19 protein-coding genes and 1 pseudogene are annotated in these 20,167 nt (G+C 61.7%); 10 read left to right on the plus strand and 10 right to left on the minus strand.

What is annotated here, in order from left to right:
- The first annotated feature begins 111 nt into the window (after positions 1-111).
- Together PYH37_RS26615 and PYH37_RS26620 are read left to right on the plus strand one after the other, a co-directional pair.
- Complete coding sequence (locus PYH37_RS26615; RefSeq protein WP_280734462.1) at positions 112-1,137, plus strand: class I fructose-bisphosphate aldolase; 1,026 nt, start codon at positions 112-114, stop codon at positions 1,135-1,137.
- Between the two features lie 187 nt (positions 1,138-1,324).
- The gene (locus tag PYH37_RS26620) at positions 1,325-2,242 is read left to right on the plus strand and encodes a PhzF family phenazine biosynthesis protein (RefSeq protein ID WP_280734463.1); all 918 of its coding nucleotides are present in this window, start codon (positions 1,325-1,327) and stop codon (positions 2,240-2,242) included.
- 25 nt (positions 2,243-2,267) lie between these two features.
- On the opposite strand, the gene PYH37_RS26625 is transcribed toward PYH37_RS26620, so the two are convergent.
- Together PYH37_RS26625 and PYH37_RS26630 are read right to left on the minus strand one after the other, a co-directional pair.
- Entirely contained in the window at positions 2,268-4,151 is a 1,884-nt protein-coding gene (locus PYH37_RS26625; protein ID WP_280734464.1) for an adenylate/guanylate cyclase domain-containing protein, read from the minus strand.
- Between the two features lie 173 nt (positions 4,152-4,324).
- Complete coding sequence (locus PYH37_RS26630) at positions 4,325-4,483, minus strand: hypothetical protein (RefSeq protein ID WP_280734465.1); 159 nt, start codon at positions 4,481-4,483, stop codon at positions 4,325-4,327.
- A 177-nt stretch (positions 4,484-4,660) separates the two neighbouring features.
- Between PYH37_RS26630 and PYH37_RS26635 the strand changes: the two genes are divergently transcribed.
- From PYH37_RS26635 to rcdA, 3 genes are all read left to right on the plus strand, one after another.
- Complete coding sequence (locus PYH37_RS26635) at positions 4,661-5,968, plus strand: MFS transporter (RefSeq protein ID WP_280734466.1); 1,308 nt, start codon at positions 4,661-4,663, stop codon at positions 5,966-5,968.
- Positions 5,949-6,137 carry a DUF1192 domain-containing protein gene (locus PYH37_RS26640; RefSeq protein WP_280734467.1) on the plus strand — a complete coding sequence of 63 codons (189 nt, stop codon included), beginning with the start codon at positions 5,949-5,951 and terminating at the stop codon, positions 6,135-6,137. The genes PYH37_RS26635 and PYH37_RS26640 overlap by 20 nt, the downstream gene beginning before the upstream one ends.
- Positions 6,138-6,515: 378 nt before the next feature.
- Entirely contained in the window at positions 6,516-7,034 is a 519-nt protein-coding gene (gene rcdA, locus PYH37_RS26645; protein WP_280734468.1) for a protease adaptor protein RcdA, read from the plus strand.
- Positions 7,035-7,280: 246 nt separating this feature from the next.
- Here the strand turns inward: rcdA and rpmE are convergent, their stop codons facing one another.
- A complete protein-coding gene (gene rpmE, locus PYH37_RS26650) occupies positions 7,281-7,502 on the minus strand; it encodes a 50S ribosomal protein L31 (protein ID WP_136508113.1) in 222 nt (73 codons plus the stop codon).
- Positions 7,503-7,806: 304 nt separating this feature from the next.
- On the opposite strand from rpmE, the gene PYH37_RS26655 reads away from it, so the two are divergent.
- Both PYH37_RS26655 and PYH37_RS26660 read left to right on the plus strand, forming a co-directional pair.
- Complete coding sequence (locus tag PYH37_RS26655) at positions 7,807-9,609, plus strand: ABC transporter transmembrane domain-containing protein (RefSeq protein ID WP_280734469.1); 1,803 nt, start codon at positions 7,807-7,809, stop codon at positions 9,607-9,609.
- Positions 9,610-9,845: 236 nt separating this feature from the next.
- Positions 9,846-10,838 carry a Bug family tripartite tricarboxylate transporter substrate binding protein gene (locus tag PYH37_RS26660; protein WP_280734470.1) on the plus strand — a complete coding sequence of 331 codons (993 nt, stop codon included), beginning with the start codon at positions 9,846-9,848 and terminating at the stop codon, positions 10,836-10,838.
- A 57-nt stretch (positions 10,839-10,895) separates the two neighbouring features.
- Here the strand turns inward: PYH37_RS26660 and PYH37_RS26665 are convergent.
- The 6 genes and pseudogenes from PYH37_RS26665 to PYH37_RS26690 all read right to left on the minus strand — a co-directional run bounded on the left by PYH37_RS26665 (position 10,896) and on the right by PYH37_RS26690 (position 17,998).
- Positions 10,896-12,541, minus strand: a pseudogene (locus PYH37_RS26665) (FAD-binding dehydrogenase).
- A 75-nt stretch (positions 12,542-12,616) separates the two neighbouring features.
- On the minus strand, positions 12,617-13,648 hold the full coding sequence (locus tag PYH37_RS26670; RefSeq protein WP_280734471.1) for a peptidoglycan -binding protein: 1,032 nt from the start codon (positions 13,646-13,648) through the stop codon (positions 12,617-12,619).
- A 3-nt stretch (positions 13,649-13,651) separates the two neighbouring features.
- Positions 13,652-14,752: a MotA/TolQ/ExbB proton channel family protein gene (locus tag PYH37_RS26675; protein WP_280734472.1), complete on the minus strand. Its 1,101-nt coding sequence runs from the start codon at positions 14,750-14,752 to the stop codon at positions 13,652-13,654.
- Positions 14,753-15,113: 361 nt separating this feature from the next.
- Positions 15,114-15,914, minus strand: a complete 801-nt coding sequence (locus tag PYH37_RS26680; protein WP_280734473.1) for an inositol monophosphatase family protein — start codon at positions 15,912-15,914, stop codon at positions 15,114-15,116.
- A 278-nt stretch (positions 15,915-16,192) separates the two neighbouring features.
- The gene (locus PYH37_RS26685; RefSeq protein WP_280734474.1) at positions 16,193-17,335 is read right to left on the minus strand and encodes a tetratricopeptide repeat protein; all 1,143 of its coding nucleotides are present in this window, start codon (positions 17,333-17,335) and stop codon (positions 16,193-16,195) included.
- A 9-nt stretch (positions 17,336-17,344) separates the two neighbouring features.
- Entirely contained in the window at positions 17,345-17,998 is a 654-nt protein-coding gene (locus PYH37_RS26690; RefSeq protein WP_280734475.1) for a thiamine phosphate synthase, read from the minus strand.
- Positions 17,999-18,101: 103 nt separating this feature from the next.
- On the opposite strand from PYH37_RS26690, the gene PYH37_RS26695 reads away from it, so the two are divergent.
- Together PYH37_RS26695 and PYH37_RS26700 are read left to right on the plus strand one after the other, a co-directional pair.
- Positions 18,102-18,881 carry a sulfite exporter TauE/SafE family protein gene (locus PYH37_RS26695; protein WP_280734476.1) on the plus strand — a complete coding sequence of 260 codons (780 nt, stop codon included), beginning with the start codon at positions 18,102-18,104 and terminating at the stop codon, positions 18,879-18,881.
- A 117-nt stretch (positions 18,882-18,998) separates the two neighbouring features.
- The gene (locus PYH37_RS26700; RefSeq protein ID WP_280734477.1) at positions 18,999-19,259 is read left to right on the plus strand and encodes an ArsR/SmtB family transcription factor; all 261 of its coding nucleotides are present in this window, start codon (positions 18,999-19,001) and stop codon (positions 19,257-19,259) included.
- A 279-nt stretch (positions 19,260-19,538) separates the two neighbouring features.
- On the opposite strand, the gene PYH37_RS26705 is transcribed toward PYH37_RS26700, so the two are convergent.
- Complete coding sequence (locus PYH37_RS26705; RefSeq protein ID WP_136508173.1) at positions 19,539-19,712, minus strand: YdcH family protein; 174 nt, start codon at positions 19,710-19,712, stop codon at positions 19,539-19,541.
- A gap of 210 nt (positions 19,713-19,922) precedes the next feature.
- Between PYH37_RS26705 and PYH37_RS26710 the strand changes: the two genes are divergently transcribed.
- Positions 19,923-20,126, plus strand: coding sequence for a YdcH family protein (locus tag PYH37_RS26710; RefSeq protein ID WP_209603333.1), 204 nt, complete (start codon positions 19,923-19,925; stop codon positions 20,124-20,126).
- Positions 20,127-20,167: the final 41 nt, after the last annotated feature.

Genomic DNA, 20,167 nt, shown 5'->3' on the forward strand with positions numbered 1-20,167 from the left:
TCTTCTGTTATCGCGCCTATGTTCGGGGACGCGATTGAACGCTTTTCGCGCCTTCAGAGACTGTATCATCCGCTGCTCCATTGGTGATCGGCGCTGTGTAGGGAGATGAATATGAGCGAAAGACTGGAAGATATTGCGGTTGCTATGGTCGCCAACGGCCGGGGCCTGCTCGCTGCCGACGAGTCGACCGCAACGATCAAGAAGCGCTTCGACAGCATTGGCCTGGAGTCCACCGAGACCTCGCGCCGCGACTACCGCGAGGTGCTTCTGCGTTCGGACGAGGCGATGCGCAACTATATCTCCGGCGTCATTCTCTACGAGGAAACACTGTTCCAGAAGGCGGCCGACGGCACGCCGCTCGCCGAACTCATCCGCAACGCGGGCTCGATCCCTGGCATCAAGGTGGATACGGGCGCAAAGCCGATGCCCCATTTCCCCAACGAGACGATCACGGAAGGTCTTGACGGCCTCGCCGCCCGCCTCGCCAAATACTACGAGGCCGGCGCCCGCTTCGCCAAATGGCGCGGCGTCATCGCCATCTCCGACACTCTTCCGACCTGGGGCGCGGTTAAGGCCAATGCGCATGCGCTGGCGCGTTATGCCGCCCTCTGCCAGGAAGCGAAGATCGTGCCGATCGTCGAGCCGGAGGTGCTGATGGACGGCGCACCTGGCAACCATTCGATCGAGCGCTCGGAAGAGGTGACCGAATGGGTACTTCGCACCGTTTTCGAGGAGCTCGGCGATGCGCGCGTCAAACTCGAGGGCATGATCTTGAAGCCGAGCATGGTGATCGACGGCAAGAAGGCCCGCAAGGCCTCCGTCAGTGAAGTTGCCGAACGCACGGTCAAGGTTCTGAAGCGCACCGTTCCCGCCGCTGTTCCCGGCATCGCCTTTCTTTCCGGCGGCCAGTCTACGGAAGAGGCGACCGCGCATCTTTCCGCTATTAACTCGACCCGTGATCTGCCCTGGAAGCTGACCTTCTCCTACGGTCGGGCGCTGCAGCAGGAGGCTCTTACCGCGTGGAACGGCAAGGCGGAAAACGTTGCCGCCGGCCAGCGCGCCTTCTCCCACCGCGCGAAGATGTGCAGTCTCGCCGCCAAGGGCAGTTGGAAAAAGGACCTCGAACAGGCCGCCTGAACGGCGCAAAGTTACAAGGGGAGCGAGGAGAAAGCCCGGCGACGGCAATGTCGCCGGGCTTTGCATTCGCCGCCTTAAGCATTTGCGTCCTGGCGCGGCAATTCAATTGTCAGGGAGACACATTCACTGTTTCGGACGGCCCGGTAGTGGCTCTACATCTGTCATCCGGTCGAGCCAGGAGCCTTCAATGAACACCGTCCCCTTCGTCACCGTTGATGTTTTCACCACCGAACGTTTTGCCGGCAACCAGCTCGCCGTCATCCCGGACGCACGCGGCCTCAGCGACACCGAGATGCAGGCGATCGCCACGGAATTCGGCTATTCCGAGGTCACCTTCGTGCTTCCGCCCACGGACCCCGCCAACACGGCTCGCGTGCGCATCTTCACGCCGACGACCGAAGTGCCCTTTGCCGGTCATCCGAATGTCGGCACCGCCTTCGTGCTCGGCCAGCAGCAGGAAATCTTCGGCAAGAAGCCGGACAGCAACCTGCGTTTCGAGGAGAAGGCTGGGTTGGTAGAGGTCGTGCTCCGTCACCAGGACGGAATCGTAACGGGGGCGCGGATCGTCGCTCCGCAGGCACTCGCGATCGGCCCGGCGATCGAGGTGGCGACGATCGCCGCCTGCGCCTCTCTTGGACCGGAAGCTCTAAACGGGCAGAACCACAGTCCGGTGCGGATTTCCGTCGGCCTCCCCTTCGCCGTCGCCGAAGTCAACGACGTCGAGACGCTGTCGAAAGCGCGACCGAACGTCAGTGCCTTCGACGAGGCGAATGCCTGCTACCCGCTTGAGGAAGATAGTTTCAGCCTTTTCCTCTACACCCGAACGCGCGAGCGCCCCTGGCAGATAAGGGCGCGCATGTTCGCGCCGCTCGACAATGTGATCGAGGATCCGGCGACCGGCAGTGCCTCGGCAGCACTCGGCGCCTATCTCGTCTCCCTTCTTCCCGACGCCGATGCCGACGTCGAGCTCGTCATCGAACAGGGCGCGGACATGGGGCGACGGAGCCTCATAACGATCGGCGTGAGCAAGAAGGATGGCGCGGTCCGGGAAGTCGCCATCGCGGGCGACTGCGTGACGGCCATGCGCGGATCGATCGAGCTCTGACGTCGATGTCGGCGCACCGCAAGGATCAGCACTGGCAGTCGGCTATCGCGTCGAGAAGCGCTCGGAAGCGGGAATGGTCGCGAATGGCGTCGAGGTCGGAATCCTGTTTGAACCAGAGGAGATGGTAGCTGGAGCTCTGCGGCACGACGGCCTCGAGAAGGTCCAGGGCCCGCTCGCCCTCGCCGACAAGCGAGTAGACGCAGGCAGTGTTGTATTGCGCGACGACATCGTCCGGATCGATCGCCAGCGCCCGCGCGGCCCATTCCTTCGCGCGTTCCGTTTCGCCGAGATGCGCAAGCGCAAGGGCGCCGCGATGGGCGGGGCCTGAATTCTCTGGGTGCCGTTCGAGCGCGTGCTCCGCCCGCTCGATGCCGATCTTCGCCCAGCGCTGCCGCTCGGATTCCACGCCGAGCGAGCGATAGGAACTCATCAGGTGGATCGGCGAAAGATAATCGTCCGGCCGGATTTCGGCGGCGCGCTTGAAGAATTGCACCGCCTCATCGAAACGGCCCTGCATGAACAGGTAACGGCCGTAGTGGAAATTCGCCTCATAGAGCGATGGATCGAGCGCCAGCGCCTGCCGGAACTCGCGGCCGGCCTCCTCCGACTGCCCGTCCTGATGCAGTGCCAGCCCCCGCGACGCATGCGCTTCCGCGAGATTGGGATCGAGCGCCAGCGCCCGGGCGCTCATCTCGAGAATACTCGAGAGCGGGAAGTCCTTCTCATGCCAGTCCCTGATCGCGCATTCGCAATCGGCAATGCCCGCATAGGCCCGGGCGTAATTCGGATCCAGTTCGACCGCCTTTAGGAACATTCGGCGCGCAAGCAGCATGTAGGCTCGCGTCCAGGAATGCGAGAACTGCCGGCCCCTCAGGTAATAGGTATAGGCCTCGACAGAGGTCGTGGGATCACTCTCGATCGCCTTCTTCTCTTCCGGCAGCAGCTTTATCTTCAACTGGTCGACGATCGCGTGGGTGATCTCGTCCTGGATCGCAAAAATATCCGTCAGATCGCGATCATACCGGTCGGCCCACAGGTGTCCGCCGGTTTGCGCATCGATGAGCTGACCGGTGATCCGTACGCGCTCGCCCACCTTGCGGACGCTGCCTTCCAGAATGAACCGAACGCCGAGTTCATGGGCGACCTGCTTTATCTTGACCGCCTTGCCCTTGTAGGTGAAGACGGTGTTGCGCGCGACGACGTGCAGGCGCGAAATCTTCGACAGATCGGTGATGATGTCCTCGGTGATGCCGTCGGAGAAATACTCCTGCTCGGGATCCTGGCTCATGTTGGTGAAGGGTAGGACAGCGATCGACAGCTCGTAGCCGGGGTCAGGTGTCACCCCAGATGGCTCGGCCTGCTTCCGCACTGAAGCATCGCCAAGGGAAACAGTATAGACGCGGACGCTCGGCGCGATGTTCTTCAAGCTGTACTCGCCCTTGTCGACGAAACCGAGATTCAGTCTCGATCCAACGTGGTCGCGCACCGAAGCGGATACCGCTATGCCGGCAGGATCGGCGAGCCCTTCAAGTCGTGCCGCCACGTTGACACCCTCGCCAAAGATGTCGCCGTCCTCGACGATGACGTCGCCGAGATGGATGCCGATTCGCAGGTCGATGCGCTGGGTTCTCGGCAGGCCTTCGTTTCGTGCGAGCATGCCGCGCTGAATTTCGGCTGCGCAAGCAACGGCATTCACGACGCTCGAAAATTCGACCAGCATGCCGTCGCCGGCGAGCTTGACGACACGTCCCTTGTGGTCCGCAATCTTCGGTTCCAGAAATTCCCGCCGATGCCTCTTGAGCGCCGCCAGCGTGCCCGCTTCATCGGTCCCCATGAGACGGCTGTAACCCACGACATTGGCAGCGAGAATGGCGGTCAGGCGGCGTTCCAAGAGACCCTCAATTTTCATCTTGTGGCCGAGCACGGTAATCTAACCTTTTCTTGACGACATGTCGTGCGGAGACTTCAGCACTGTGACCGCAACCATAGCCCGGCCTCACGGAGCGCGCTGTTTCTAAAGGAACGTCACGGTCTGGGCGGGGGGTGAGGTGTTTCCGCTTGCGTCCGTCCCGATCTCTCGCCTTACGGCCGGACCAGCACCATGATCATCATCACCAAAAAACCGGCGGCAGGAATTTTCCAGAAGTCACGGCGTTGCCGCAGGCCCGGATATCCAAGCGGCTTGATCAGTTGGACACACATGGCCAGCAGGCAGAGAACCGTCAGGAGTTTCGTGCTCATTTCCGGAGCGTTCCAATCGCCGTGTGTGGGCGGCGTCATACCGCCGTCACTTTTAGTCGCATAGAGGGCTATTGTTTTCGTCGCCGATTTGCAATGACCGGTGGTGTGGAAATCCGGGCTGGCAAAGCGGCCGCCCCGCCCTAACTTGCCGACGGCATAACCGATTTCGGATTGACGATGAGAAAAAACCTGATTCCTGTCGCCGCCCTCCTGCTTGGTACTCTGTTCCTCTTTCTTGGAAACGGTCTGCAGGGCCTGCTCCTGCCCGTGCGCGGCACCTCGGAAGGCTACCCGACAACCATTCTCGGTCTCCTCGGCACGTGCTGGGCCGGCGGCTTCGTGCTGGGCTGCTTCTTCGCGCCCAATGTCGTCAAACGCATCGGCCATGTGCGCGCCTTCAGCGTCTTCACTGCTCTGATCGCTATCGTTTCTCTTTTGACGGGTATTCTGATCGACCCTTTTTGGTGGCTGGCTCTGAGGGCGGTGACGGGCTTCTCCACCGCCGGCACGTCGATGATCATCGAAAGCTGGTTGAACGAGCGCGCGACCAATGAGAGTCGTGGCGTCATCTTTTCGCTCTATATCGCCATCACTCTTTTCGGCATCGTCGGCGGTCAGCTCATGATTCCGCTCGGCGAGACCTCGACCACCTTCTTCTTTATGATTTGCGGCATTCTCTATTGCGTGGCGATGCTGCCGACGCTGCTGTCGAGGGCTGCCTCGCCGCAGCCATTGAAGCAGGTCCGCCTCGACCTTCGCGGCCTCTACAAGAATTCCCCCGTCTCCTTTCTCGGCATCCTGCTGGTTGGCATCGCCAATGGCGCCTTCGGTACGCTCGGGGCCGTTTTCGGCAGCCAGGCCGGCCTTTCCGACGGCACCGTCGCCATGATGATGAGCGTCGCCATCTTCGCCGGAGCGGTGATGCAACTGCCGGCCGGCCGGATCTCCGACCGCATCGACCGCCGCTATGTTCTCTCCATACTCGCCGGCGTCGGAGCGCTGGCTGGCCTCTTGATCTTCCTTGTCGAGCCGAGTCAGGTCTGGATCGTGCTGACGTTGATCGCCGTTTATGGCGGCGCGGCCAACGCGCTCTATCCGATCGCCGTCTCGCATGCCAACGACTTTGCCATGCCCGAGGATTTCGTAAAGGTCTCGGGGGGGCTGTTGCTGCTCTACGGCATCGGCACGATCATTGGTCCGACGATCGGCGGACCGGTAATGACCGCGACAGGTCCCTATGGCCTCTTCATGATCACCGCTTGCGCGCATATGCTGATTACCGCCTATGCGATCGTCCGCAGCCGCCGGCGCGCGCCGGTGCCCGTCGCCGAACGCGACGCCTTCTCGCCGGTCAATGCCGGCGCGCCGACGACGCCGGAGAGCCTGCAGCTCTCGCCGCGCGCGGCACCGTTGGACGAACCGCGGGAGGATGTTGTCGATGATCCTGAGGAAGAGGAGGTATCGCATGAGTCTGTTCGACGATGACCAGCCACGTAAGAAGACGACCCACGAAATCGGCAGCGACCTGTCGCTGCTCTCGGTGGATGAACTGACCGCTCGCATCGCGCTCTTGACCGAGGAAATCGCGAGACTGGAGGAGGAACGCGCCCGCAAATCGGCCAGCCGCTCGGCCGCCGAAAATCTCTTTCGTTAGCGACGGATAGAGCCGCCTCACTTCGGCGTGCGGCGTGTGTATCGCGCCCCGCAATGACCCGGCCTTAACGGCAAATTAAGCATTTTCTGCGATTGTCCGATCATCCGGCCTCGTCCGGACTCAGACAATTTCACCGACTGGCGAATGGGTCTGATTTTCTCCCTGTTTTACCTTGAGAGCCGCTCCGCGCGGCTCTTTTTTTGTTTCGTCACAGGTGCTTTCAAAGAATTGTGGAGATTAACCCTTTCTTAAGAATACCCTTGCGCGGAATACGGTATGGGATCATTCTTCGAGCATAGAGGCAGGCAAGGAAACTTTTCCCAAAGCCGCCCGTTACCTGACTGTCGTGATGCGTTTGAACCAGGGAAAAAACAGGCCATGTCCGAGAGAGGATTGAATACCGTCAGTTTCGCGGGGCATGCTGCGTCCTCGACGCAGTTCAAGGCGCTCTATGCGGAAGGCATGGGCCTGGTCGAGGAAACGGCGAGCTATCTCGACGGCCCGGGCCGTGCGGCCTCGAAGGTTCTGCCGCGGATGGCCTCTGTGCTTTATGCGGCCGAGTCGATGCGCCTCACCACGCGACTGATGCAGATGGCCTCCTGGCTGCTTCTCCAACGCGCGGTCAACAACGGCGAAATGAGCCGCGATCAGGTCCTGTCGGAGAAGAGCAAGGTTCGCCTCGACAGCTTCAATGTCGATCGCACCGCTCCCGGCTGGGATGCTCTCCCGGAAGCGTTTCGGGATCTGATCGAACGTTCTCTTCGCCTGCAAAACCGCGTCGCCCTGCTCGATCGGGAGATTTACCGGCCGCAGGAAGCAACGGCCTTCGTCCCGGATAACCAGAATGGCGTCAAGGCCCAGATCAAGCTGCTGCAGACCGCCTTTGGCGCCAACTGACGTCAAGCGACTTTTAAAATCGCCATCGCTATCGAAACCCGGCCCGCGCCGGGTTTTTTATGCCGGGCATACGCTCCAACGCCCGCGCGTCTTTTCACACGCACAAGGTTGCTGCAAGACTTTGAATGCTGCGGATAGGCAACAAAAAAGCCCGGCAATGCCGGGCTTTTGGAAACACCCCACAGCGCCGTGCGTCTTTTCAGACCGCAAAAGTCGCTGCAAGGAGTTATTCAGTATAGCATTTGATCAGAGGCCGAGACCTTCGAAACGCTTCTTGAACTTGGAAACGCGGCCGCCGCGGTCGACGAGCTGCTGGTTGCCGCCAGTCCAGGCCGGATGCGACTTGGGATCGATTTCCAGGTTCATCGTAGCGCCTTCCGAACCCCAGGTCGAACGGGTTTCGTATTCGGTGCCGTCTGTCATGACCACCTTGATCATGTGGTAGTCGGGATGGATGTCTGCCTTCATAACAATCTTCCTAGAGTTCCAGGGTCCAATTGTCGCAAGGCATTGCGACTTTGGGACCGAACACGTAAATGAAGCCGCGGACCGCCACTGGTCACGGCTTCCCAATTCGATGCCGTGCCTATACATGAAGGTCTGCGGGATAACAAGTGCCGCGCGGAAGACTTATGGCCTCCTGCATGGTTGGTTAAATCGACGTCGATTTAAGAACAAAACCATGTAGCTGTTCAAAGTGGCACAGCGACCTTCATGCGTGAAAATACGCATGGCGCTGTGTGCCCCTCCGTGACTGGCGATGGGGGGTCACGTGCCGAGACAAGAGAACCAACCGCCAGCGCGCAAATCCATTCGCCCGCTTGCATCCGTGCTGCCCTATCTGGCGCGATACCGCCACCTGGCGATTGGCGCCGCGATCTCACTGACGGTTGCGGCAGTCACGACGCTGACGCTGCCGATGGCGGTGCGCCGGATGATCGACCATGGCTTCTCCAATTCCGATTCCGGCTTCATCAACACCTACTTCTCCATGCTGATGGTCCTGGCGATCGTTCTCGCGCTTGCCAGCGCCGCCCGCTACTTTTTCGTCATCTCGCTCGGCGAGCGCATCGTCGCCGATCTCCGGCGCGACGTCTTCGCTCACGTCACACGGCTTTCCGCCTCCTTCTTCGACGTCAACCAGTCCGGCGAGATCGTCTCGCGGCTTACCGCCGATACGACGCAGATCAAATCGGCGGTCGGAGCGACCGCGTCGGTGGCTTTGCGCAATATAATCCTCTGTCTCGGCGCGATCGGGATGATGGTCTATACCAGCCCGAAACTCTCGAGCCTGGTGCTCGCCGCCATCCCGCTCATCGTCTTTCCGCTCGTAGGCTTCGGCCGTTCGGTGCGCCGGCGCTCCCGTGAGGCCCAGGATACGCTCGCCGCCGCGTCTGCCTATGCGGGCGAGGCGATCGCAGCCTCCCGCACGGTGCAGGCTTTCAATGGCGAGGAAATTGCCAACGCGCGTTTCGGCAAGGCGGTCGAGAGTGCCTACAGCGCCGCGCGCGCCGCGACCAAGGCACGGTCGGTTCTGACCGGTTTCGCCATCACCATGGTCTTCGGCAGCGTCGTCGCCGTGCTCTGGTTCGGCGCGCGGGATGTGCTCTCCGGAACGCTGTCCGCGGGCACGCTCAGCCAGTTCCTGCTTTATTCGGTCTTTGCCGCCGGCAGCCTCGGAGCGCTCTCGGAAGTCTGGGGCGAGCTCTCGCAGGCAGCAGGTGCCGCCGAACGCCTGAACGAATTGCTGACCGAAGTCCCGCACATACAGGCACCCGCGCATCCTCTCGCCATGCCCGTGCCGGCCCGGGGCGCGATCGAGTTTGCCGACGTCCATTTCGCCTATCCCGCCCGTCCGGACTATAAGAGCCTCAAGGGCCTGAGCTTTGCGATCAAGCCCGGGGAGACCGTCGCGATCGTCGGCCCTTCCGGTGCTGGAAAGAGCACCGTCTTTTCGATGCTCGTGCGCTACTATGATCCGATGAAGGGTGTCGTCACGGTTGACGGAATGGACGCCCGCTCTGTCGATCCCAAGGATCTGCGCGACCGCATAGCCATCGTGCCGCAGGACGTAACCATCTTTGCCGCTTCCGTCCACGAAAACATCGCCTTCGGCGCACCGCAGGCAAGCCGCGAATCCGTGGGCGCAGCCGCCGTTGCCGCGCAAGCCGCGGAATTCATCGCGAAGCTGCACCGGGGCTACGATACCTTGGTCGGCGAGCGCGGCGTGACGCTTTCCGGCGGCCAGCGACAGCGCATCGCAATTGCGCGGGCGATCCTGAAAGACGCTCCGATCCTGCTTCTTGACGAGGCGACATCGGCTCTCGACGCCGAGAGCGAGACACTGGTGCAGACAGCGCTGGACGGGTTGATGCGGGAGCGAACCACGCTGGTCATTGCCCATCGACTTGCGACCGTGCTCAAGGCGGACCGAATTCTGGTGATGGATCATGGCCGCATTGTCGAAGAAGGGACCCACGCTTCGCTGATACGGCAGGGCGGTCTTTACGCAAGACTCGCCCGGCTGCAGTTCGATCACGGTGCCGAAGCGCTGTTCGTCGCCTCCCGAACATAGGTGATAGCCTTACTGCATGTTTCCTTAATCGGAGCCGATTTAAGGATAAAAACATGCAGCAATTCAAAGTGCTACAGCGACCTTTGTGCGTCTGAAAAGACGCACGGCGCTGTAGACTTTCGTCTGCCATCCACCATTACTTTCCTCCCGCCATTGCCACGGAGGAGCGTGGCACTATTGTTAGGAGGCCGGCCCAGGACCGGCCGCATGTTTTGACGCAATCGGGAGGATTCTGCATGCCGTTTCTGAGCTTGACCCGCCGTGCCGCCATCGCCTTCGGCTTCGCCGCACTCTCCGCACTGACCGCTGGGGCGCCGGTACAGGCGCAAGCCTTCCCGGACCGGACGATAACGCTGGTCGTCCCCTTCGCTGCCGGCGGCTCGACCGACGTCGTAGCCAGGATCATCGCGCAGAAGATGTCCGAAGATCTCGGGCAGCAAGTCATCGTCCAGAATGTCGCCGGTGCCGGCGGAAATCTTGGCGCGGCCAATGTCGCGCGTGCCGACCCGGATGGCTATACGATCCTCATGGCTACGGTCGCGACGCACGCGCTCAATCCGCTGATCCTGAAGACCAAGCCCTATGACCCCGAGAAGGATTTCGCGCCCATATCGCTTCTCGTCATCGTTCCGAACGTGCTCGTCGTCAACCCGGAGCTGCCTGCCAAGAACGTGGGAGAATTGCTGGCACTGCTGAAGGCAGCGCCAGACCAGTACAGCTACGCCTCGTCCGGCAACGGAACGCCGCTCCACCTTTCCGGCGAGCTCTTCAAGAAAATGGCTGGCGTCGAAATGCAGCACATTCCCTATAAGGGTTCCGGCCCGGCGCTGAACGACGTCATCGGCAATCAGGTGCCGATCATGTTCGACAACCTGCCCTCCTCATCGGGGCATATCAAGGCCGGCACCCTCAGGGCGCTCGCCGTTACGACCGCAGAACGTGCTCCCTCCTTCCCCGACGTGCCGACCATCGCCGAGTCGGGCATTCCCGGCTATGAGACCTATACCTGGAACGCGCTTTTCGCCCCAGCCAATACGCCTCAGCCGGTGATCGCCCGGCTGAACGAAGCCGCAAAGAAGGCGCTTGCCGATCCTGCGGTGCAAAAGCGGATGGACGAATTCAGCGCCAAGATCGTCGGCTCGACGCCCGAGGAGCTCGCCGCCCACGTGAAGGCGGAACTTGCGAAATGGACCCCGGTCGTGCGTGACGCGAACGTCCAAATGGACTGACGAGTCTGGTGATGGGGACGCGACCGGGCCGATAGGCCCGGCCACTCGCGTAAAGCTTCAGACGTCCGAGGCCCCGCGCCCCGCAGCGCGGCCGGAGAAGATGCAGCCGCCGAGGAATGTTCCTTCGAGCGCATTGTAACCATGCATGCCGCCTCCGCCGAATCCGGCGACCTCGCCGGCCGCATAAAGTCCCTGAACCCTTTCGCCGGAAAGCTCGAGCACCTGGCCGGAGAGATTGGTCTGCAGCCCACCGAGCGTCTTGCGCGTCAGGATATGCAGCCGAACGGCGATCAGCGGTGCCGCCTTCGGATCGAGAAGACGATGCGGTTTTGCCGTCCGGAGCAGGCGATCACCGCGATAAGTGCGCGCGCCACGTATGGCGGTGACCTGGGCATCCTTGGAAAAAGGGTTGGTGATCTCGCGATCGCGTGCCTCGATCTGCGCTCTCAGATGGGGCGCAGAAAGCCGGCTTTCGCCGGAAAGCGCGTTCATCGCCTCGACGAGATCCTCCAGCTTGTCGCGGACGATAAAATCCTCACCCTTTTCGATGAAGGCCTGAACCGGTCCCGGCGGGTTCTTACCGAGCCGTTTCAACAGAAGTGCGACGCTCTTGCCGGTGAGATCGGGATTCTGCTCGGATCCCGAAAGAGCAAACTCCTTCTTGATGATCGCTCGCGTCAGAATGAACCAGCTATAGTCGTCGCCGCCACGGCGGATCGCCTCCAGTGTCGCGAGCGTATCGAAACCGGGCATCGCCGGCGCTGAAAAGCGGTTGCCGTCAGCATCGCACCAGAACGAAGACGGCCCCGGCAGAATCCGGATGCCGTGATCCGGCCAGATCGGATCGAAGTTCCTGACGCCCTCGGTATAGTGCCACATGCGGTCGGCATTGATGACGGACCCGCGCGCTCGGGCCGCGATCTCGAGCATCCGACCGTCGACGTGATGCGGCACGCCGCTGACCATGAACGCTGGCGGCTGGCCCAAGCGTTCACGCGGCCAGCTCCGATGCACGAGTTCATGATTGCCGCCTATGCCGCCGGAACTCACGACAACGGCACCGGCCGAGATTTCGAAATCACCCGCCGCGTCGCGCGAGCTGCGCTCGCCGCGGGCGACCGCATCCACCTTGAGGATTGCACCGCGCGCGCCCGTGACCGCACCATCGGTCGTCACGAGCTCGTCGACCCTGTGACGAAACCGGAATCGGACGAGGCCACGGCTTTCCGCTTGCCGTACCAGGCGAATGAACGGTTCGAGCACGGCCGGGCCCGTGCCCCAGGTGACATGGAAACGAGGGACGGAATTGCCGTGGCCATGGGCGAGGCCGCCGCCACGCTCGGCCCAGCCGACAACCGGAAACCAGCGCATGCCAAGCGCATGAAGCCAGCGCCGCTTCTCGCCGGCCGCAAAGTCGAGATAGGCATCGGCCCAAAGCCGCGGCCAATGGTCTTCCGGCCGGTCGAATTGCGAGGATCCCATCCAGTCCTGGTGCGCGAGCTCGCGGCTGTCGCGAATGCCCATGCGCCGCTGCTCCGGACTGTCGACAAAGAAGAGACCGCCAAGTGACCAGTAAGCCTGACCGCCGAGGTTCTGCTCACCCTCCTGATCGAGAAGATCACCTTGCGGCCACGCGCCGCCGCCTCGGACGCCGCTACCAGCCCGGCGAGGCCGGCGCCGATGACCAGCACATCACAGTCCATAAAAGGCGCTCTCCCCTGTCTCCCCGACCCAACTGTTACGCGTACGTCAAGGTCAATTCAAGGACGCTGAAACGCCTATTTCTCCGTAAGTTTGAGCTCGATGCGGCGGTTCTGAGCGCGAGCCTCCAGGCTCTCCCCCTCGGCAATGGCCTGATACTCCCCAAAGCCTGCCGCCACCAGGCGATCGGCCGGAACGCCCTTGGACATCAGGAACTTGACGACCGATGTGGCGCGGGCCGAAGACAGTTCCCAGTTATCTTTAAAGCGCCCGGCTCCGGAGAGCGGCACGTTGTCCGTGTGGCCGTCGACGCGCAGCACCCAGTTGATTTCGGCGGGGATTTCCTTGGCGAGGTCGAGAAGCGCGGCGGCGAGTTTCGTCATTTCCGCCTGTCCTTCGGGATTGAGATCACTGCTGCCCGAAGAAAAGAGCACTTCCGACTGGAAGACGAAACGATCGCCGACGATACGGATGTTTTCGCGATCCGAGAGGATTTCTCTCAGCCGCCCGAAGAAGTCGGAACGGTAACGGTTGAGTTCCTGCACGCGTTGGGCGAGCGCTACGTTCAGGCGCCGACCGAGATCGGCAATCTTGGCCTGCGAGGCCTCGTCCTTGGCCTCCGAAGCCTGAAGTGCACCCTCGATGGCCGCGATCTGGCTGCGCAATGCCGCGATCTGCTGGTTCAGCAACTCGATCTGGCTCATCGCGCGGGCGCTGACCTGCTGCTCGGCCTCCAGTTGCGATCCCAGGCGACCGATCTTCTGATTGGCAGCTTCGCTGCTGCCGGCCCCCTCATCGAGCAGTGACTGCAGGCGCGACCGCTCGCCTTCCGACTGGGCAAGCGATGCCTGGAGGTTCGCCAGCGAATCCTCGAGGTCCTGCTTGCCGCTCTTTTCGAGCGCAAGAAGCTGCGTGAGTTCGTTGATCTGGCTGTTCAGCCGGTTCAGCACCTCGTCCTTGCCGGTGATCTCTCTGCCAAGCAGGAACTGCGCCAGGACGAAGACGCTGAGCAGGAACATGATGGCCATGAGCAAGGTCGAAAGGGCATCGACGAACCCCGGCCAATAATTGATCGTCCGCGGATTACGGCCTCTTCGGGCGAGCGCCATCGATCATTCACCCCCGCTCTCGTCAGCATGGCTGAGCTTTGCCTGCGACGCGGCTCTCTCGCTGTGCACAGCGATCCGATCGGCTTGCCCGATGCGTGATGCAAGCTTGTCGAGCGTCTTGCGCATCGATTTCGCCTCCTCCTGTTGCGCTTCGATCCAATCGCGCAACATCTGCTGCTCGCCGCGCATGTTCTTGACGAGACCCTGGATGCCTTCGGCGAGACTGGCCATCGCCGCGGTCGTGCGCTGGTTCACGCCGCCGTCCTGAGAAAGACGGCTGAGCTGATCCGTAAGCCGACGCAATTCCTCGACCGGCGCACCGTCCGGCGTCTCGATAGACAAGCCGGACCCGACATCGGTCACCGAAGAGAGCCAGTTTTCAAGCTCGGTATAGAACCGGTTTTGCGCGCGACCGGCCTGCAGATCAAGGAACCCGATGATCAACGAACCGGAAAGGCCAAACAGCGAGGCGGAAAAAGCCGTCCCCATACCGGTCAGCGGCGCGGACAGGCCGCTCTTCAGAGAGCCCAGGAGATCCTCTGTGCTGCCGGCGCCTGCGTCCAGTGACTGGATGACGGTGTTGATGGAGCCGATCGTGCCGAGCAGACCCCAGAAGGTGCCAAGCAGACCGAGAAAGACGAGAAGACCGGCAAGGTAGCGCGTGATGTCGCGCGACTCGTCAAGCCGTGTGGCAATGGAGTCGAGAATGGACCTGAGCGCGATCGTCGAGATCCCGGTCGTGTGGCGGCCGCCGATCAGAGACCGCATCGGAGCGAGAAGGACCGGCTCGCGTCCGACCTTGTCGGCGCTTCCGGCAGCACGGAAGGAATTGAACCAGCGGACCTCGGGTCTTAAGCCCAGCACATGGTTGAATGCGAGAAGGATGCCGATCAGCATAACGCCGAGGATCAGCCCATTGAGGCCGGGATTGCCGGCGAAGGCGTCGCGCGCCTGGCGGAAGAGGATCGCAGCGACGAACCCGACGATGATCAGAAAGATGACCATCGTCCAGAAATAGGGCATGGGGCTTGAAAGCTTGTGCGGATTGTAGTCTTCCTCCGCGCCCTCCCGACCGCGCCATCCGGACAGATTCAGTTTCGTCATAAGTTTGCCAATCTCCGGTTTCGCGGCAACGCCGCGCGCCTGTTCGGACGAGCAAAGTTGCCACAACACATTGATTGCAGGACCATTCCCCGCCCGGTGGATTGCGGTTTTGAGGAACGACGCTGCTGGTGGCTCGAGGCCACGTGTTGGGCCCGGAGACTAGTGGAACTTTGCGCCAAATTGAAGGGAAAACAAAAGCCTCCCGCACTTAAGCTGCCGAAGCCTGGCGGGTCCGATCGGATCTTCCTGAGCGCGACGAATTCTCACGTCGATCCGGCGCAAACAAAACGGATCGATACAGGGGCGGGAGGCCCATAGGACGGGAAAACGGTTCGCGGTCTGCTCGTCCGCAGGCTCTCGATTACTTTACCGGAACGGGGCGGTGGAGCACTTCGTTCAGCGCCTTGGCGATATATTCGTTGCCGCAGACGATCGAACCGCTGTCCACCGGCCTATTGCCGCCTTCGATGTCCATCGCCCAACCGCCGGCTTCGCGAATGAGCAGAACCCCGGCAGCAATATCCCAGGCGGCAAGGTCGTGCTCCCAGAAGCCGTCGAAACGGCCGGCAGCCACATAGGCCAGATCGAGCGCGGCGGAGCCGAAACGGCGGACACCGGCGACTTCGCCCATCACGTGACGAAGTTCAATCAGATATTTGCCGTGATGGCCGCGGCCAAGATGAGGCGTGCCGGTACCGATGACCGCATCCGAGAGGCTTTTGCGGGCACCGACGCGTAGGCGGCGGTCATTAAGGAAAGCGCCGCCACCCTTCTCAGCGGTGTAGAGCTCATCTGTCGCGGGATTAAAGACCACTGCGCCGACGATTTCGCCCTGACGCTCCAGCGCGATCGACACGGCAAAATGCGGGATGCCGTGGAGGAAATTGGTGGTGCCGTCCAGCGGATCGACGATCCAGCGATGGGCGCCGTCGGTTCCCTTGATTTCCTCGCCTTCTTCGCCGAGGAAGCCATAGGTTGGGCGTGCTTTGAGCAGTTCTTCGCGGATGATCCGTTCCGCCTTGCGGTCGGCCTGCGAGACGTAGTCGCTCGGCCCCTTCAGCGAAACCTGCAGGTTCTGCACTTCTCCGAAGTCGCGCGCCAGCGATTTGCCGGCCTTGAAGGCGGCCTGAACCATGACATTGAGAAGGGCGGAACGAGCCATGTGGCAATCCTCTGATAGCAAAGCCCGGCCGAGCCATCGCGACCGGACATAGAACCTGTCTGACGTTCGCGCACCGAAGAACCGCGCAAGGCGCGATCGAAGCTGCGAATCCGTCGTCAAAAAACCGAGTGAAATCACTCCGTCCGCGGAGGGCGATGCGAAACATGGAAGCCGCGGACAAACCGGGGCCTCCAGACCACAAAAACCCCGGAAGTTCAAGCGAAATAGATCGCCGCCACGCCCGGAAGCATCACAGGATGCGCCTCCCGCGCCTGATGTCAGGACGAGCGAAACTTGTTCGCAGCCGCGAGTGCCGATTTTTGCTGCGCATCGTTGAGGCCGAGATAAAAATCCTCGAGCGCATCGTCCTTGAGCCCTGCCCGGCGGGAGAGAACGTACCACTTCGCCGCCTCTATCGGATCTGGCCGCGTGCCGATTGCGTTGACGTAAAGATGTGAGAGCCGGTTCTGCGCAACGACATTGCCGCCGTCCGCCGCACGCTTCATCCAAGCAAAGCCCTCTTCGAGATTGCGGTCGCCGGCGATTCCCTCGATCAGCCAGATCGCCATGTCGAGCTGCGCGGTGTCGTAGCCGGCCCGGGCTGCCCTGAGCAGCCATTCGCGCGCACGCGCACGCTTGCCGTCATCGATGCCGTCGACATTGAGGTAGATTTGCGAAAGGGCATATTGCGCGTCGGCGATGCCCTGTTCGGCGGATTTCTCGTAATAGGGCATCGCTGCCTTCAAACCCCTTTCGCCGGGCATGTCGGCGACGAGCGTTTGCCCGTAATTGAACTGGGCGGAAGCATTGCCGAGGTCAGCGGCCTTCTTCATCAGCTCTTCGGATTTCTTCCTGTCGCGCTTGACATAGCGCCCTTCCATCAGGATCAGCGCGTATTTGAACATGGCGGCAGGATCGCCGCTGTTCGCCGCCTGACCGTACCAGAAGGCGGCCTCTTTGGCGTTGCGCACCACGCCGAGCCCCTGCTCGAGGATGGAGGCGACAAGCGTCTGCGCCGCCGGATCGCCGAGTTGGGCGCGCGGCAGAGCGAGATCCATCGCCGTCAGATAATAGCCCCGCTGGAAGGCGCCATAGGCGTCATCCACCTTGCCGGTGAACGGTTTTTCCGCCGGAAGCGCGGGTAATTCGGCGCCCATGCGATCGATGACGTTGACGCCCTCCGATGGCTTGCCGCCACCGCCGGACTTCGGCTTCGCCGCTGCGCCGCCAGCTTTCTGCTCCTCACCTTCCGGCAGTACCGCGCCGTTGAACGGCGTGATCCGTCCGCGTTTCGGCACGCTTCCCTCGTCCACGGGCTGGGCGGGAGCCGGTTGCTGAGCCCGGGCCGGCATCGCGGCGAGGGCGATGGCGGCGGCAAGGGCTGCGGCCCGGCAGGATTTCGAGAGAAAACGGCTCAACATCGGCACGTCTTAATCTTCAAACCGTGGCGCTTTTTCGTCAAGCAATGCGTTGACCGCGGCAACGACCGACGGCGCCTGGGACGGCTCGCCGAAGACGGCAAGCCGGAGCGCCACGAACTCGGCACCGGTTTCGGCAACCGCAAGCGCCGATTGCGGATCGGTGCCGCCCATGACCACGCACGGAATCTCGATCATCGACGCCCACCATTCGGCGAGCGCCAGATTTTTCGGATGCGCCTCCGGCTTTATGTCGCCATCGGTGCGGCCGAAGAAGACGTAATCCGGCCTGAGTTCGCCGATTGCCAAGGCATGATGCCGGTCGGAGGCGTTACCGCCGCCGACGATCAGCTTCGGCGTGTGCTTCTCGATCGCCTCGCCAAGCACATCCGCTCCCCCGGCGATGTGCAGACCATCCGCCTTGGCGCGGCCGGCGACCCGCGTGTCGCCTTCGATGAGGGCAGCGGCGCCTGCCTTCTGAATAACCGGCACGAGCGCTTCGGCATGCTTCTGAAATTCAGCATCACTGAGACCGTACTGCGGCAGGATGACGGAGGCGACATCGCCGCCCTTCAGTGCATCGTCGAGAACCTTCGAACGTTCGGCGACATCCGGCATATCGGGTGCGACCAGCACGAGGCGGCAGCGCTTTTCTGTATTGCTCATGTCGTCCGCTCCTGGCGAGGTGCGCTTCGCAGGCGGAAGGCGGCACTCGATTTCGTTCGGGAAAACCGATAGACGGAGATGACAAAAGGATCAACCACCGCCGATGCTTCCCGATCTCGACTTCTATCTCGTCGCCGTACCGGCAGTCCTGCTCGTTGGCCTCAGCAAGGGAGGCATGGGAGAAGCCCTGTCGCTGATGGGTGTTCCAATCCTGTCGATGGCGGTCTCGCCCGTCCAGGCCGCAGCGCTGCTTCTGCCCATCCTCATCGCCATGGATGTCGTCTCCTTATGGATCTGGCGCAAGCATGGCGACCGCACGACGCTCGTCATGCTGCTGCCCGGCGCGATCGCCGGAATCGCCATCGGCTGGGCGACGTCGGCCTATGTGCCGCGCGATGCGCTGAGGCTGATCATCGGCCTCATCACCGTCGTTTTCGTGTTGCGCTATGTCTACACCGTCTGGCGCAGTCGCAGCGGCGCCGCGATCCCTCCCAAGACGCAGCGGCCCGGCCCAGCCGCGCTCTGGGGCTGCTTTGCCGGCTACGGCAGCTTCGTTGCCCACGCCGGTGGCCCTCCCTTTCAGATCTATGCCCTGCCGCTGAAGCTCGCTCCGCGCGAATATACCGGCACGATCGTCCGCTTCTTCGCGGTCCTCAACGCAGTGAAGCTCATCCCTTATTTCGCGCTCGGACAACTCGACGCCAGCAACCTGACGACATCCGCGACTCTCTTTCCGCTGGCGATGGTGGCCACCGCCTGCGGCGCGTGGACCGTGCGAAGGATGAAGCCTCAGGTCTTCTATCCCTTCATGTACACGATGGCCTTCTTTGCCGGATCGAAACTCGTCTGGGATGGGCTCGCAACCCTGCTGGCGAGCAGCTAGCGCGGAGCACCTGCGTCGCTTGGGACGTCGATCGAGAACCGGATGTTGCGCAGCAGCAGCAATGTCGCAATGCACAATTTTCTTGCCGCTCACTTGGAATTCGCTTAACGTCCGGCCATGAGCATCGCGGACCCATTCGACGCCATCGCGGATCCGAACCGGCGCCACCTGCTGGAAGAACTGCGGCGCGCGCCGAAGACCGTCAACGAACTCGCCGAAGGGCTGCCGATCAGCCGGCCGGCCGTATCGCAGCATCTGAAGGCACTGCTCGACTGCAATCTCGTGTCGGTATCTTCGAGCGGCACACGGCGGATCTACGCGATCCACAAGCCGGGCTTCGACCGGCTGAACCTGTGGCTGGATCAGTTCTGGTCGTGATGCGCTCCGCGGGCGCGCGTTTTTGTGCGTCTGGGAAATGCACGGCGGCTACTGCATTAATCGGAACCGATTTAAGGATAAAAACATGCAGCAATTCAAGGTGCTACAGTGACCTTTGTGCGTCTGAAAAGACGCACGGCGCTGTAGAAGCAAATTGACCGGGCAGCGAGCCCGGTCAAGCGATCCGCATCTTCGATGTATGGGAATGATTCTTGACGTTCTTGCGCCATCTCGAGGGAGAGACGACGCCTCTGACGTTACAAGGAAAATGCCCTGCAATTAGTGTGTCGAGGAACGGAGTCTTTCGATTTCGTCCTTGATGCGCAACTTCCTACGCTTGAGCTCGCTGATCAACTCGTCCTCGCAGGAGGGGGAGTTGAGAGCTGCGTGAAGCTCCTGTTCCAGAGCGCCATGTTTCTTCTCAAGCGTTGCAAGATGAGCCTCAATGGTCATTGGCATTCCCTTCCTTTTGCTTGCATCCGGCACGCAAATGCCGGATGTTCCATGGTGGCAACCTTATTACTGTGCCATGCCATTTTTCATTTGTCGAAGGCGAAATGATGACGTCGGATAACTTCCCGTTACCGCCCAAGATGTGATAGAGCGGCGCATGAAATTCCGGATCGCGGATCAACGCAACCGGGCTTATGGGGATCGCTTTGCATGCCGGACCAGGACCAGGCCGAACTCAGACTCACCATTGCGCGCCTGAGGCAGGAACATGAAGATTACGACGTTGCCATCAACGCCATGATCCAGACCGGCTGCGACGCCCTGCGTATCCAGCGCATGAAAAAGAAGAAGCTGGCAATCAAGGACAAGATCACCAAGATCGAAGACCAGATCATTCCCGATATCATCGCCTGAAACGGATCCTGACAAACGTGACCGACACTACGACCCCGCCC

The organism is Sinorhizobium numidicum, assembly GCF_029892045.1.
Classification (GTDB): Bacteria; Pseudomonadota; Alphaproteobacteria; order Rhizobiales; family Rhizobiaceae; genus Sinorhizobium; species Sinorhizobium numidicum.